Below are 15,545 nucleotides of genomic sequence, written 5' to 3'. Positions count from 1 at the left end.
TCAGCCTCCCTGGGGCGACGTCGCGGAAGCCTGAGCGGCCTGCTTGATCGCTTCGCGGATGCGGAGATAGGTGCCGCACCGACAGATATTGCCCGCCATGGCGGCGTCGATATCGCTGTCGGTCGGTTCGGCGTTTGCCGCGAGCAAGGCTGCCGCAGACATGATCTGCCCGGACTGGCAGTAGCCGCACTGAACTACTTCGAGGTCGAGCCACGCCTGCTGAAGTTTTTCGCCGATCGGCGTGTCGCCGATGGCCTCGATGGTGGTGACAGAAGACTCGCCGACGTTTTCGATCGGCACGACACAGGAGCGCATCGGCACTCCGTTCACGTGCACGGTGCACGCGCCGCAAAGCGCCCTGCCGCAGCCGAACTTCGTGCCCGTCATGCCCAGCACGTCGCGTAGGACCCAAAGCAGCGGAATGTCGCTGTCTACGTCGACCTCGTGCTCAACCTCATTGACCTTGATCTTGAAGGTCATCGACTAAACCCCTTTTACGCGGGTAAAGCCGCTTGCCGCTTTACTGCCTCCAAGCAACGGAAGACATCATACTATGGGGCTGGAACTCGGCCCTTGGAAGCGCAAATTTTGTGCATTGCCGGACAGTTACCTCCCGGGTCCCGCCTCTTGCCTCGCGATCCACTGCCTCATGTTCTCGATGGGTTCGACGATACAGCCGGGCGCCGAATGATCGGCGCAGCAGCGTTGCAGGTCTTTGATCTTGGCGCTGTATTCGTTCCAAAGTTCGCTATCGACTTCGGGAAGGCGTGTGCCCATCCAACCATGGGGCTGTTGGCCCCAAGCCGTGTAGACCGGGTCCGGGTTGTCGTAGGCCGTCCCCTTCGGCGCACCGAACAGACCGTGCGGCGCTTGGCCGATCGATTGCAGCATCTTGGCCGGCTGCTCGCCGAAATCGCCGACGAACTCAGCCTGACAGGTGTTGAGCGATCCGATGCGGTGGCAGCCCGTACACGTGTTGCCACGGGTCGAAATGCTCTTCGGCTTGGGCCAATTGACGAACGGCCCACCGACATCCACCGAATGGAATCCCCAGGGATCGGCCGGCACTTGCGCGGTTTGGTCGATCCAGGGCGTATGCATCCACGGATCGCTGTCGTGACAGAAGATGCAACCGTGATCGACGACTTGCTGGGGTGACGTCCACAGCTCCTCCGCCGAGACAAAGCCCTCCGGTGACGTCTCCTCGGTTGGCGGCGGCACGCGGCGGCCATCGTCGCCTTCGGGGTTCTCGCCGAAGTTCTTCGAGATGAAGAAGCATGTGCTGCCCGTCTTGACGTTGTGCATGATGGCTTCGATGGAATCGAACCGCGGGTCGTCGGCCGGCCGAATGTACATTCGGCGACAATAGAGAACCATCTGGATGTCGTCGTCGCGCGCCGCTCTAATCCGCGTATATGGCGTGCATTGGCCATCCGTCTTCTCCGGATAAGGCAGATAAGCCGGCCGGTCGCAGCGCATGTGGCGCGTGTATGTCTCGGGGGTCTTGCCGTTCACGGTGATCGGGACGATTTCGCCGTCGAGACAGTTGAAGGGCGGTATCTCGGCGATCAGCTCAGCGCATTCCTGCCCATAGGCATGGACGTCGTAGTCGTCCTTGTGCTGGACCTCAGCGCCCCCAGAGATGTCAGTGCCGCCAGCGTAGATAAATGCAGCCGACGCAGCCCCAGCGAGGATGAAACCCGCCAGCGCGACCATCGCGACAAGAGTCCTTTGCCGTTTCATTCCTTGGGTCTCCAAAGCCTCAGGTGGCAAGCCCAGGGGTCTCGAGAATCACTTCGCGAATGGCGCGGTGGTAGCGGACATAGCCGCTGCACCGGCAGATATGCTGGCCGACTGCATCCTCAATGGCGGCGTCAACGGCGCCTTTCGGTATGGGGCTCCGTTGCAGGCGATCGAGCAGGCAATAGGCGGCCATCAGAAAGCCCGGCGCCGAATACCCGCACTGGAACGAGAAATTTTTCAAGAACGCATGCTGAAGCGGGTGAAGCTCGCCGTTCTTGCTGAGACCTTCGACCGTGGTGATGATCTTGCCGTTTGCCGCGCGCAACGGCGTGGTGCAGGTCCTGAGCGGCTCCGGAAGCGCGCCGGGGACCCGTGCGGCGGCAACCGTGCAAACCCGGCAGACGGCGATCCCGCAGCAGAACTTGGTGCCGGTGAGACCGAGCTCGTTGCGCAGGAAATCGTTGAGCCACATATCGCCGTCGATCGACTCGCGAACGATCCGCTCGTCGTTGATGGTGAGGCTGAGAGCGATATTGCTCATGTCAGCTCCAGACTGCCCGCACCTTTTCGGGCGTGATCGGCAGCGACCGGAAGCGATGAGCGGTGGCGTGCGTGACAGCGTTGGAAATCGCCACCGGCACAGGTGTCAGAACGAGCTCGGCGATACCCCGTGGGCTCGGATCCTCCGTGTCCGGCGGGATGAGAATCTTCTCGACGTCGTGGATCGCACAATCGGCCGAAAGGGGCACGTGATAGCGATTGAGGTTCCACTTGCCGTTTGCCGCGCCGCTCGCGTCAGCCGGCAGTTCCTCAAGTAACGCATGTCCGACACCCATGGCCCAGCCGCCGTCCATCTGGCCTTCGAGCAGATCCTGCTGGACGATCGTGCCCGGAGCCAGGAGATGCACGCCCTTGACGAGGCGGACTGCGCCGGTCTTGCGGTTGACCTTGACGGCCGCGATCGCGCCCGCGGCGGCGAAGCTCTGGCCGTTCTGCTCCCACATGCTCTCGGTGGTGAAGAGCTTTGGGTTCTGACGGTCGATCAATACGTATGCCGGCTCATCGCCGCGCTGGATGGCCAAGGCATCGATCTCCCAGCGATCGGTGATGCCATCGACCGTGTAGTTGGCCTCGATCCAGCGGCCGCTGAAAAAGGCGTGCACCATGGCGCTGGTCACGAGCTTTTTGGCGTAGAGCTCGGCAGCCAGCACCGAGAACGGAATCGGCTCGAAGCCGTCGCTGGCGAGGCGCTCTTCGCTCCACGACACGTCGGGGGCGCCGACCTTGTCGGCCACGCCACCCCAGATCGATCGCGCCGCGGGCAGGATCGCCGTCTTCAAGAGAACGTCCGCCGCCTGCTCGGTGGCATGCAGCCAACGGCCGACACCGGCCGTGGCCTTGGTAGAGTTCCAGACGATCGGGGTCCAGCGGGGGTTGGCGGGTTGCTCCTTGAAGCTGCCGACCAGCTTGAGCTCGCGGAAGATCTCCGTCCGCCCGGTGTCGATGTCGTCCGCATTGCGCCCCAGCGCCTTGCTGGTCATCAGGGCATGCGCTGTCGCGGCGCCCTGTCCCATATCGATGTTGTTGGTGACGACCGTGATGCGGCCATCGGGGCCGATCCGCACTTGCGACATCACCGCGTCGGCGCCCGAACCGAAATTCTTCATGGCGAGCGATGCGCCGACCCCGTAGCGCTCGGCTTCGGTGGACAACAGCTTCTGATCGGCGGCGCGGTTCGTCCACAGCGGATGGGCCAATGCCTTGTCGCAGATGTCAGTCAGCCCCGGCGGCGTGCGCGGCGCGCCGGTGACGATCGAATCCCCGGGATGCAGGAGGTTGAGCTTGCGGAACTCGAGAGGATCGAGCCCGCGTGCCACCGCGATCTCGTCCATCATCGATTCGACCGCAAAGGTCGACTGGAACGAGCCGAAGCCGCGCATCGAGCCGCCAACTTGCGAAGTGGTGTGCATGGCGCGCGACCAAATGTCGGCGAGCGGCGCACGGTACACGCCCGTTCCCGTGATGCCGGTCACGTTGCAGACATAGACGCTGACATTGCGCCGGCCGCCGCCATCGAGGATCGAGTGGTTGCGGAACGCTTCGATGAGATTTTCGCCGCTGACGCCGACCGTAAGCTCGATCTTGGACGCGTGGCGCTTGATGCCGGACTGGAATTGCTGAAACCGGTCATTCGGATCGGCGTGTCCGAATAAGCCGCGGCGAGCGCAAGATAGAGACACAGGATCGACGTGTCGCGTCCGCCAAACCCACCGCCTGGATAAGTGGCATAAAGGTGCACGTCGTCGATCTCGATCGGGCAGGTCTTCGGCGCGAACAAAGCGCGCGCGGAGTTCGCGTCGTAGCCGGGCGACTGCGTGCCGATCAGCATACGCAGCGTCTTTGCCTGACGATCGAACCAAGCCAAGCCCGACTCAGGCTCCATGAACATTGGATCGACGACCGGCGTCTCGTAAGTCTGGTGGTAGACGTCCAAGTCGGGCGACTCGAGCCGTTTGCTGATCTCATTGACGAGCGCCATGGCCTCTTGGTTCTTCGCCCCGGGCTGCGAGGGATGAACCGGTCCATGGATAGTCTGCGCGAATTGTTGCTCGCCGCTCTCTCTGGTGACGGCATGAACGATACTGGTTTCCGGCTGGTAGCTGACGGGAGCCGGTGGCGTCACGGCCTTGCCGGTTCGTATCACTTTGCCATTTGAGACGATCTGCTCCTTGGCTCCGTTATAGGCGGCCAACTCGTCGTAGAGCAGGATCGCCACGGCCTGACTGAGATATATCGGCTGCTTTCCGCTCGGCACGAGATACGCGCCTTCCGGATAGTCCTCCTCGGCAATGCCGATCGAATCGCGCGCGAGGTCGGCGGCGGTGATGGTGACAGCTGGCTGAAGCTCTTTCGGCAGCTGATCCAGGTCGAGCCCGTCAAAGACACGGTCGACAAACGGTGCGCACACCACGAGCGCGTGCCGGAATTTCGTCGGCCAATGGGGCAGATCGATGGGCCGGAAATCGCGCGCGTAAATCTTTTGCCCGGTGACCTTGGCCAGTCCGTCGATGCGGTAACGCGCTTGTCCCGGTATCCCGCTCCACCCGCCGGGCGGGTTCATGGTCGCTGCGTGAGATGGCGCCAGCCGGCCGAGATCGAGCGTGGAGACGAGGAGGCCCGCGGTGCCGGCCGCCGCAGTGCCTTTCAGGAACTCGCGCCGCGTTAGCCAGCCGGTCGGCACGTTGTTGCTACTCCTCTCATGATCGCGAATCGTAGCTGTTTGAATGCTACCTTAAATGGGCCTTCAACGCGCGGCCTTGCCGGTCATGCAATCGAGCCTATGACGCCTTCGATGAGATAGTTCGTCTGGAACAGTTCTGGGGCGTACGGCCCATACGTCGTACCGGCCGGCACGACCAGCCTGCCCGTGTTGTCCTTGATCGGTCCGACGAAGATCGGTGTCTCGTCCTTCATTGCCTGGATGGCGGACTTGGCGGCCTTGATCGCAGCTGGATTCGCGCCTGCGCCGAACGGACTCGACTGGACGTAGCCCTTATCGTAGCCGCCGATCACGAAGGGCGGCAAGGCTTCACCCTTCTGCATCATGTCGACGAACATCTCGAACATCGGCGTCCAAGTGAACTCGGCGCCGGTGATATAGCCCTTGGGCGCAAGCGGCGCCTGGTCGACAGCGTGGCCGCAGATCTTCGCCCCGCGGGTCTCGGCGGTCTCGATCACAACTTTCGGGCTGTCCAAATGGCAGGTGATGACGTCACATCCCGCGTCGATGAGCTTGTTCGTTGCCGCGGTCTCGATCTCGTCGTTCTCCCATCCACCGGTGAAGATGACTTGCACCGTGGTATCAGGACTGGTCTTGCGGCTGCCGAGCAGGAAGGAATTGATGTTGACGAGGACCGCGCCTTCCGGCAGCCCGGCGATGAAACCGAGCTTATTCGTTTTCGTGCAAAGGCCGGCAGCGACTCCGTTCACGTAATGGCCTTGGTTGATCAGGGCGTTGAGACCGCCGAGATTCATGGGGTCTTTGTCGCTTGCGGCCACCGTGGCATGCCGGAACACGACAGCTGGATTCTTCGTCGCTACGCCGTCCAGGACAGGATCGTTCCCGAACGATGTCGAAATGACCAGGCCAGCGCCATCGGGGCTAATCAGCCTCTCAAGCTCCCTGGCGTAGGCGTCGGCTTCCGGCGAGTCTTTTCCGCTCGAATAGTCGGTACTCTCGGGAAGGTAACCCGCTTCAACGATCTTGACCTTCGGCAGGGCGCTGATGGCTTCGGCAGCTTCGGCGAACGACTGGTTCCAGCTCCAATCGTCGCGCGGCCCAATAAAGATAAGGCCGACGACTAGGTCCGCGGCGTGCGCCGACCGCATCGGTAAGAGACCAGAGATCAGGGCGCTCGCACCGAGCAGACCCGCGCCCTCGATCGCACGGCGCCGCGTCAGTGCCCAGCGGGACATGAGGCCTAGTCCCCGCCGATGACAAGCGGGACAGAGCCCGCAGCCGAGTAGACCTCATTGGTCTGCACGGCGTGCAGCTTGGTCGAGATCTCGTCGGGCCGGGCGATTTCGAATTTCAGAATCTTCGCGGTGTCGCCCTGCGCACCGCTTACCAGAAGGTCGGCGCCCATCGTCGTGCTTGTCGTTGCCACACGCACGCCCGACTGGCTGTCGAACGGAACGAAGCTGAAGTCCTCGGCGTATGCGGGCGGCTCTCCGTGCTCAACGGGGCTTTTCAGCTCATCCTCCGGTCCGCCCTGGAGCGCCGAACCTGTCGAGAACACCTTGACCTCGCCGGGGCCTTCCAATCGGCCGACAATGATCCGCTTGCTGCCGCCGAGCTGTCCATACAGCCAGCCAGTCGCTAGCGACACCCCACCACGATAGTCGCTGCCGAAGGGTGCGAACTCAGCGAGCTGGGCCGGCTTTCCGTCACCCTTCGAGCACATCTGGAGAGGGATGTTGGTCTCGTTGATCTTGATCGGTGCCGGCTTCATCAGCCAGTAGTCGAAGACTTTCACCACGGCCGGGCTGCCCGGGCCGGGCGCGGTGACGATGCTGTTGCGGCCCGACATGAAGCTGACGAAGCCCGAGGCGACTTTCACCCCGGAGGTGTCGCCTGGGTAGGGTTCGAATGCGGAGAACAGCTCGGGCGATGAGTCGGGTTTGTAGGTAAAGACCTTGACCTCGCTTGGAGTGCCGGGCCCAGACCCGACGATAATATTGTCGGACGTGCCGCCATCGATTTGATCCGATGCGATGGTGACACCACCCGTTGCTTTTGAGTCGAACGCCTCGAACCGCGTCAGCTCAGTTTCGAACGCTGCCTTGTCGCCCTCTGCTTTTCCGGAGTAGACGGCCACTTCCGGCGCATGACCTTCGCCGGCGCCCACGATTAAGTCGAAGACGCCATCGCCATTCACGTCGCCCATCGACGCGCTCGGCGTGCCTTCGAAAGTCTCGAAGGGGATGGTCGTAGCGACGAGCTTATCGCCGGCGCCGTCATAGACATTCACCGTCGCCGGCTTGCCTGAAGCTCCGGGAACTGCCACCGCGTAGGTCGACACATTCGGGATGATGTTCACCAGCAGCATCAGCCCGTTGTCCTCGTGGTTCAGACGATGGCAGTGCATCACGAAGAGGCCGATATAATCCTCGAATCTGGTTCGGATGAACAACTCCGCCGGAACGCCAACGTCCTCACCCACGAGCAAGGTCGGCCGCGACAGCTCGGCAGTGTCGGCTTCCCAAGCGCCCGGCCCAAGTGTCAGACCGACGGTCGGGTCGTAGTAGCGCGTGACCTGGAAGTCGTTGACATGCACGTGAATCGGATGGGAGTCGTTGTTGAGGTTGTAGAACCGCCACTCCTCGACGGTATTGAGCCGCGGCTGCAGGAGCGGGGCGTTGGGAAAGCCGTGCTTGTTAAACGCATAGACGAAGGCCTTGGGATCGTTGTTGCTGGCGAGATTGTTGAGAAACCCGCCGGTAGAATCGAGCCTGCGCACGAGGTCTGGGGTTACCTTTGAGGTATCGAAAAACCCGTTATTCGGTGCATTGATCTTTTGCCCCTCGGCAAAGATCGCGGTGACCCCGTGCTCGCCCTCAGGCTTGGCCGTTGCGAGCACTTGCGTGGGAAACGTGAAGAAGCCGTCGTCGTGACTGAGCGCTGAGGGCAACGCGGTCACCACGCCAAGAACGGCGGGAGGATTTTCGGTCCCGTCGTTGGTGTAGAGGATCGCCGGCTCGCTGATGGCTTTCATGCCTTCACCGATTGGAGGCATTTCCAGGATGAGATCGCCTTCCTCCGGCATGGTCACGGCGATGGCGTAGCGTGTCGCCGGCGGGATAAGCAGCCGCGTGCCATCGTCGGTGGGCGGATAACGAACGACCGTGCCGGGATTGCCGTCCTCAGCGAGAATCGCGATCTTCGGGTGCCGCCCTGTGGCCGTCTCCGTGAGCTGCACATTCATGTAGGCAATGTCGCTGATATTCGAGAGCACCCAGATCTCGGTCTGACCGGGCGTGCTCTTGATCATCGGCTGAAACTGGCCGTTGACCGTGAACTGCACGTCGCGCTGATAGTCGGGCAGCGACGGGTCGGCCGGGACCGCGCGTCCGCCCGCGCCAGGATTCTGCTGGAAAGTTTGCAGATTGCTCGGAATGAATTGCAGGCGCCCGCGATTGTTGTTGACGCCGAGCGGGCCGGTCCACCAGACAGTGAAATACTCAGTACCCTTCTTGGAGTCCAGGAAGTTGACTGGCGCCAGCAGCGGACGATACGTGCCGTCCGCGAGTTCGTCGCCCTTCGGCTTGGTCAGCGTGCTGACATATTGACTCCAGTTGGGATTGTTGAGCGCGGCACCGCCACCTTTGCGGTCGAACACGAAATTGTACTGGAGAACCATGTTCCGGATCGGGAGCTTCTTCTCCGTGACCAGTGGAATGTTGCCGTCAAGCCGGCCGATGGCAAGAATTCCGGCCAATCCCGAATAAGTGTGCGGCGCGGTCAGCTGGTGAAGGTGCGGGTGATACCAGTACGCGCCATGCGGATGATCCTTGCGGATCTCATACGTGTAGGTGTTTGTCAGGCCCGCGCCGACATGCAGCAGCACGTTGTCTGAGTTCCCCTTGGGGCTGACCCGCAAGCCATGGGTATGAAGATTGATCGGCGCCTGGGTCAGCTGCTCCGGATAGATCGGCGGCGTGCCGCCCTTCGGCGTGAATGCGGGATTGTAGAAATCCCGGATCGTCAGCCCCGCGAGAGCGTTGTCCACATGGACGATGAGCTTGTCACCCGGATAGACCTGCAGGGTAGGGGCCGGATATAGGTTCGATCCAGTCTTCTGCCCATTCGATGCGGTACCCTGCAGCACCTCGTAGCCGAACAGAAGGAAGCTCTGCACAGGCTTGGTTACCGTATCGAGGCTCGCCTCGCCCTGCTGTGCCGTAAGTCGGACCTCGAGCAAGCCGTCCTTGCTCGTGAGCGTCACCGGATCCTTGAGCTCGTGCCGGACGGAAGGATCGAACGTGTCCGCGGCGTCTTGGGCCCAAATTGCGGGGCCGATCCAGGCGATCGAGAGCAGGCCGATCGCAAATGCCAGCACGCCAGCGAGAGCCAAGCCTCCCGCGTGCCATCGATTTGTTCTCACAAATTCGACCATGGCTATTCAGGCCGGCAGTTGACCGCGACGACCTTCGTTTTCAGACCTGCTTTTCCATCACATCCCAACCGGTTCTCTTTCCCGAACGGGGGGTCGATATAATATTCGAAGTCATCGGGATCATCGACCGACACCACTCTGTACAGCTTGTAGGTCCCGGTATCGCAGACCAATTCACGGCTATCCACAAACAATGACGCCGGCAGCACGAAAATGTGCTCGACATCTCGCGGAGCTGCGCACCACTTCCGCTGAAGCTCGTCGAAGTCCTTAGCCTGAATGACATCCGGCCACGCAATCTCGTCAGCCGATTCGCAGACAGCCGGCGTCGCGAAAACCAAGGTCATGGTCAGTGAAATCAAGGCAACGAGACGGGACATTGACTCCTCGATCTGGAAACGGAGTGATGGACGATTCAGTCGCTCACTTTATCTTCAGAGAGGCGTCGGCGCGATCGCGGATATTGTTGCCTCTCCGCCTTTATGAAGAGTTTATGAGAAGAGAAACGCGACTCGCGAGGAAAATCCGAAATAATCTCGCAGATTGTTGTGAATACAGTGATGCGATAGTCACCATGGCCGAGCTGGTGACATCATCGGCACTGGTTGGATTCCTGCTCGAGACGGAGGGGATGTAGGTACAGACGCGGTATCGCGACTCGTTGACGCGCACTATCATGTTGCGGAAACAATGTGCTAGCGGGTGGCTTCGATCCCGACCTGGCACTATCTCTCGTCTCCCGAGTTAGGCATGAGAACTGAGCCGAAGAGGAACCAGGTGACCCTCGCCGTCGAGAAGCGCGCAAACAATTGGGCGCCGAGCCGCGGCGGGCTCGAGGCCATCGTGCGCGGCGAGCACCGCGACCCGTTCTCGATCCTCGGCCTGCATCGCGGACGCTACGGCGCCTCGGTTCGCGTCTTCCTGCCTGGCGCGAAGGCTGTATCGGTGGTGGACCCGCAATCCGGCGACGCCTTCGCATTGGACAAGCTGCACCGCGCCGGCTTCTTTGGCGGCAAAGTTCCCAAGAATTTTCCCCGCGACTACCGGCTGCGCGTGACCCATGACGCGGCGACCGCCGAGGTCGACGACCCTTATCGCTTCGGTCCCATTCTCGGCGAACTGGACTTGCATCTCCTTGCCGAAGGCAATCACTTGCGCCTCTACGAGAAGATGGGCGCGCACGCCATCACCCATGAAGACGTGGCAGGCATCAGCTTTGCGGTCTGGGCGCCGAACGCTTGGCGGGTCGGCGTCGTCGGGCCGTTCAATCAGTGGGACGGCCGCCGCCACGTCATGCGCAAGCGCACCGAGACGGGCGTGTGGGAGATCTTCATCCCTGGCCTCGGCGTGGGCGAGCTCTATAAGTACGAGCTGCTTGGGCCGAACAAGGAACTCTTGCCGCTCAAGGCCGATCCGTTCGCCTTTCAGCAGGAGCATCCGCCGGCCACGGCGTCCGTCGTGCACGGCCTGCCCCGCCGCCCAACCCCCATCGGCTCATGGCGCTCGCAGCGCGAGAAGCTGCACGCCATCGATGCACCGATCTCGATCTACGAGGTGCATCTCGGCTCGTGGATGCGGGGGGAGGACGGCCGGTTCCTGAGCTATATGGAGATCGCCGACCGCCTCATCCCCTATGTGCGCGATCTCGGCTTCACCCATATCGAGCTCATGCCGGTGAGTGAGTTTCCTTTCGATGGATCTTGGGGCTACCAGCCCATCGGCCTCTATGCGCCGACCTCGAGGTTCGGCACGCCCGAGGATCTCGCGACGTTCGTCTCGCGCTGTCACGAGGCCGGCATCGGCGTGTTCGTCGATTGGGTCTCGGCACATTTTCCAGCCGACGCGCACGGCCTTGGCCGGTTCGACGGCACGGCGCTTTACGAGCATGAGGACCCGCGCCTCGGCTTCCACCGCGACTGGAACACGCTCATCTACAATTACGGACGCCGCGAGGTCCTGAACTTCCTGCTGGCCAACGCTCTGTTCTGGCTCGAGCGCTACGGCATCGACGGCCTGCGTGTCGATGCCGTGGCGTCGATGCTCTATCTCGACTACAGCCGCGAGGACGGCGATTGGATTCCGAACCGCTACGGCGGCAATGAGAACCTCGAAGCCATCGCCTTCTTGAAGCGGCTCAACGAGCTCGTGTTTGCCGAGCGCCCCGGTACGACGACCATCGCCGAGGAATCGACCGCCTGGCCCGGCGTGTCCCGCCCAACCTATCTCGACGGCCTCGGCTTCGGCTTCAAATGGAACATGGGCTGGATGCACGACACGCTGAGCTACATGCAGAAGGAGCCGATCCATCGGCGTCATCACCATGATCAGCTCACCTTCGGCCTGCTCTATGCCTTCTCCGAGAATTTCGTGCTGCCGCTCTCCCACGACGAGGTAGTGCACGGCAAGGGGTCGTTGATCGGCAAGATGCCGGGCGACCTCTGGCAGAGATTCGCCAACCTGCGCGCTTATTTCGGCTTCATGTGGGGCCATCCCGGAAAGAAGCTTCTGTTCATGGGCGGCGAGTTCGCGCAGGAGGCGGAGTGGAGTCACGAGCGCAGCCTCGACTGGCATCTGCTCGGCGACGACATGCATCGCGGCGTGCAGTCGCTGGTGCGGGATCTCAACCGGCTCTACCAAACCACGCCCGCGCTTCACGTCTACGACGCCGAGTCTCGCGGTTTCGAGTGGGTCGAAGCCGGTGACCGCGACGCGAGCGTCGTCTCGTTCTTGCGCTGGGGCCGCGAGGGCGATGTGCCTGTGCTCGTGGTCTGCAACTTCACGCCGGTGCCGCGCCAGAACTACCGGGTCGGCGTACCGCGTCCCCGGCGCTGGATCGAGCGCATCAACACCGATTCCAAGGACTATGGCGGCTCCGGTATGGGCAATGGCGGCGAAGTCGCGGCCAGCGCCACCGCCTGCCACGGGCGCTCCCATTCGCTGACCCTTACCCTGCCGCCCCTCGCCACCTTGATCCTCGAACACGCGGGCTGAGCGGGCACGCCGCCTAGGCTCGCCGGGCAGGACTTCCTTAAGATCGTCGCGCCAGACTTCTGCAAGCGCAGCGTGCGCGGGCCCCGAGGTAATGGCGATGAAGGAAGTACCGCAAGAGAGCCTCGTATCGAGGATCAACGACGTCCTTGCCACCAAGATCACCGTGTTGGTTGGCTCGATCTGGGCGTTCTACGCCTTTGTGATCTTCGGCCTGACGCCGATCCTGTGGCCCGAGTACGAGACTCAGATTCTCTACTGGTCGAATTTCTTGCAGCTCGTCTTCCTGCCGGTCATTACCGTCGGCACGGCAATCCTGAACCGCGATTCGGAAAAGCGAGCGCTCGAGGACCACAAGACCATACGGAGCGAGTTCAATCTCTTGAAGGAGGTCAACGGTTCGCATCGCGAGGCCCTGCGGGAGATCGCCACCGGTGTGCACGAACTGCTCGCGCGTAGTGGCGCTGCGGACGGGGTAGCCGAAGCAACAAAGCCGCGGACTTAGCCGTTTGCCTGGACGCCCTTAGGCCGTCAATCACGCCCGCCGCCTGAAGCTTGGCCTGCCAGATCCGCGTGTCGCCCAGAATGAACAGCACGTCGTTGTGGGGACCGCCGAAGGTGAAGTTGGCGACGCCCGGCGCCATGATCTCGCCGATCAGATCGCCGTCCGGAGTCAACACCTGCACGCCAGTTGCCGACGAGGTATAGACCCGGTCAAGCACGTCGACCTTGATGCCGTCGGGGACGCCGGGACTGACCACGGCGAACAAACGGTCCTCCCTGAGATGCCGCCCTTCGTGGACGTCGAAGGCCCGAACATGATGTGGCAGGTTGACGAAATACGTGCCAGGCGCCTGATTGGCGCCGGTGTCGGTGATGTAGAGCACGGACTCATCGCGGGAGAATGCAAGCCCGTTCGGCTTGTTGAACGAGTCGGCCACGACCGTCGTCTCGCCCGTCGACGGGTCGTGTCGATAGACGAAGGTGCCAACCTCCGGCGTGCCCTTGAAGCCCTGAATCTCGCCATAGTTGGGATCGGTGAACCACACCGTGCCGTCGCTCTTCACCACCACGTCGTTCGGTGAGTTGAAGTGCAAGCCGCGCCATTGATCGACTACCGTCTCGATCACCCGTGTCTTGAGGTCCATGCGGCTAATGCGTGCTGGCGTCTCCTTCGTGCCCTGTTCGCAGATCACGAGTCGGCCCTCGCGGTCGAGCGTCATGCCGTTCGCCATGTTCGATGGTTGCCGCACGTTCTCGAGTTTCTGCGCGGTGAAGGGGAAGTCGTCACCGGCGAGTTGCAGTCGCATGATGGCGACGTTCTTCGGCCCGGGCTCAGGCACAGTGGTGAAATAGAGGGCGTGCTCGGCTGCCACATAAACCGGCCCCTCGTGGGCGTTGGTCTCGATCAGGACAGGACGCCGAAAATCGCTGCCGACGACATCGCGGAAGTCTTCGCGATAGACAGCGAAGGTCGCGCCGTCGCTATCGTGCCGGACGGAACTGGTCATGGGGTACAACCTAGGCAGCAACCGTTTCACAAATGTAACCGGACCACACACCGATCATCATCGCGTCGGCCTGGCTCGGTCGGGCACGACGCGCCACACGGTGTTGCCGACATCGTCGGCGACGAGGAGTGCGCCGGACTTGTCGACGGCGACGCCCACGGGACGCCCATATGCGTCGCCTCCATCGCTCAGGAAGCCGGTGAGAATGTCCTCCGGCGGACCGGAAGGCCGGCCGTCCTCGAACGGCACGAAGATCACTTTGTAGCCGCTCACCGGTCTCCGGTTCCACGAGCCGTGCTGCCCGACAAAGGCGCCGCCGCGATAGCGCTCGGGAAACAGTTCGCCGTCATAGAAGGCGAGGCCGAGCGAGGCAGTATGAGGCCCCAGCGCATAGTCCGGCACGATCGCCTTGGCCACGAGGTCCGGCCGCTGCGGCTGCGCTCGAGGATCGAGGTGACGTCCGAAATAGCTGTAAGGCCAGCCGTAGAACCCGCCGTCTTGCACCGTGGTCATATAGTCGGGCACGAGGTCGCTGCCGAGCTCGTCGCGTTCGTTGACCGTGGTCCACAGCGCGCCGCTCTCAGGTTCGAAGGCGAGGCCGACGGGATTGCGCAACCCGGATGCGAAGATGCGCGATGCGCCAGACTCTAGGTCGATCTCATGGATTGCGGCGCGGCCTTGCTCGGCCGCCATGCCGTTCTCGCCCACATTGCTGTTTGAGCCGACGGCCGCATAGAGCCGCGCCCCGTCGGGGCTCGCCGCGATGTTTTTCACCCAATGGAGGTTGATTGGCCCCGCCGGAAGGTGGGCGACCGTCTCGCCTTTTGCGGCGATTTCCGTCGCGCCTTCCGTGTAGGGAAAGCGCACCACCCCGTCCGTGTTCGCCACGTAGAAGTCGTCGCCGATCACCGCCATGCCGACGGGCGAATTGAGGCGTGTGAGAAAGGCCGATCTCGTCTCGGCCACGCCGTCCCCGTCGGCGTCGCGCAACAAGGTGACGCGATTGGCGCTCGGCACGCTGGCGCCGGCCCAGCGCAGGACGATTTGCATGGCCCAGCCCACGAGGCCGCGCATCGCCTCGGGCTGTGGCGGCGCCGAAGTCTCGGCCACGAGCACGTCGCCATTCGGCAGGACGTAGAGCCAGCGCGGATGTTCGAGGCCCTTGGCGAAGGCATTCACCGCGAAGCCGGGCGCGGGCTTGGGGCTCTCGTCCGTAGGCCAGCCTTCGGCCGGAGCGATAACGACCGTGGGAAAGAAGGTTTGGACTGGCGGCGGCAACTCAGGATTCGGGCCCGTTCCGGCCGCGACCGGCAAGGTCGCCTCGTCTCCGCAGGCGGCCAGACCAAGCACCAGCAGGGACGGCAACAGTGAGAGTGCAAACCTTTCGTACACGACACTCCTTCCACGCCGGATGTGTCGATTCCGGCTGCGTCACCGAACACACTGCCCAGAATTTGACCAAGGGTATAGGAACAAAGCCCGCGCCCTCAGCAGCAAGGACAAATTGCCGTGATGTACTGGAAAACGGCGCTGCAATGGCCGTTTTCCTGGATTATTTCTGACACGACACATAGCCCCTGGGTTCGGCGATCCGTTTGGAGTAGCGTTCCTACCAAGAGCGGCGCGG

The 15,545-nt window shown here is 62.4% G+C and carries 10 protein-coding genes and 1 pseudogene; 2 read left to right on the top strand and 9 right to left on the bottom strand.

The window, feature by feature from the left end; genetic code table 11:
* The 7 genes and pseudogenes from ACRECX_RS03020 to ACRECX_RS02990 all read right to left on the bottom strand — a co-directional run bounded on the left by ACRECX_RS03020 (nt 1) and on the right by ACRECX_RS02990 (nt 9,799).
* A complete protein-coding gene (locus ACRECX_RS03020) occupies nt 1-480 on the bottom strand; it encodes a (2Fe-2S)-binding protein (protein ID WP_431557331.1) in 480 nt (159 codons plus the stop codon).
* Nucleotides 481-606: 126 nt separating this feature from the next.
* A complete protein-coding gene (locus ACRECX_RS03015; RefSeq protein WP_431557330.1) occupies nt 607-1,743 on the bottom strand; it encodes a hypothetical protein in 1,137 nt (378 codons plus the stop codon).
* A 19-nt stretch (nt 1,744-1,762) separates the two neighbouring features.
* The gene (locus tag ACRECX_RS03010) at nt 1,763-2,284 is read right to left on the bottom strand and encodes a (2Fe-2S)-binding protein (protein ID WP_431557435.1); all 522 of its coding nucleotides are present in this window, start codon (nt 2,282-2,284) and stop codon (nt 1,763-1,765) included.
* Nucleotides 2,285-2,288: 4 nt separating this feature from the next.
* Nucleotides 2,289-4,973 (bottom strand): annotated as a pseudogene (locus ACRECX_RS03005) (molybdopterin cofactor-binding domain-containing protein); the annotation flags it as partial.
* Between the two features lie 94 nt (nt 4,974-5,067).
* Nucleotides 5,068-6,219: a BMP family ABC transporter substrate-binding protein gene (locus ACRECX_RS03000; protein ID WP_431557329.1), complete on the bottom strand. Its 1,152-nt coding sequence runs from the start codon at nt 6,217-6,219 to the stop codon at nt 5,068-5,070.
* 5 nt (nt 6,220-6,224) lie between these two features.
* Nucleotides 6,225-9,377 (bottom strand): multicopper oxidase domain-containing protein, encoded by a 3,153-nt coding sequence (locus ACRECX_RS02995; RefSeq protein ID WP_431557328.1) that lies wholly within the window; start codon nt 9,375-9,377, stop codon nt 6,225-6,227.
* Between the two features lie 44 nt (nt 9,378-9,421).
* Nucleotides 9,422-9,799, bottom strand: a complete 378-nt coding sequence (locus tag ACRECX_RS02990) for a hypothetical protein (RefSeq protein ID WP_431557327.1) — start codon at nt 9,797-9,799, stop codon at nt 9,422-9,424.
* Between the two features lie 370 nt (nt 9,800-10,169).
* Here ACRECX_RS02990 and glgB point away from each other — a divergent pair, with 370 nt between their 5' ends.
* Together glgB and ACRECX_RS02980 are read left to right on the top strand one after the other, a co-directional pair.
* Complete coding sequence (gene glgB / locus ACRECX_RS02985; RefSeq protein ID WP_431557326.1) at nt 10,170-12,410, top strand: 1,4-alpha-glucan branching protein GlgB; 2,241 nt, start codon at nt 10,170-10,172, stop codon at nt 12,408-12,410.
* 97 nt (nt 12,411-12,507) lie between these two features.
* On the top strand, nt 12,508-12,912 hold the full coding sequence (locus tag ACRECX_RS02980) for a hypothetical protein (protein ID WP_431557325.1): 405 nt from the start codon (nt 12,508-12,510) through the stop codon (nt 12,910-12,912).
* Here the strand turns inward: ACRECX_RS02980 and ACRECX_RS02975 are convergent.
* Nucleotides 12,800-13,918: an SMP-30/gluconolactonase/LRE family protein gene (locus ACRECX_RS02975; RefSeq protein WP_431557324.1), complete on the bottom strand. Its 1,119-nt coding sequence runs from the start codon at nt 13,916-13,918 to the stop codon at nt 12,800-12,802. The genes ACRECX_RS02980 and ACRECX_RS02975 overlap by 113 nt on opposite strands.
* 57 nt (nt 13,919-13,975) lie before the next feature.
* Nucleotides 13,976-15,310 (bottom strand): PQQ-dependent sugar dehydrogenase, encoded by a 1,335-nt coding sequence (locus ACRECX_RS02970; RefSeq protein ID WP_431557323.1) that lies wholly within the window; start codon nt 15,308-15,310, stop codon nt 13,976-13,978.
* Nucleotides 15,311-15,545: the final 235 nt, after the last annotated feature.

The organism is Methyloceanibacter sp., from assembly GCF_050726195.1.
Classification (GTDB): Bacteria; Pseudomonadota; Alphaproteobacteria; order Rhizobiales; family Methyloligellaceae; genus Methyloceanibacter.
This window is presented reverse-complemented; position numbering and strand designations above follow the sequence as displayed.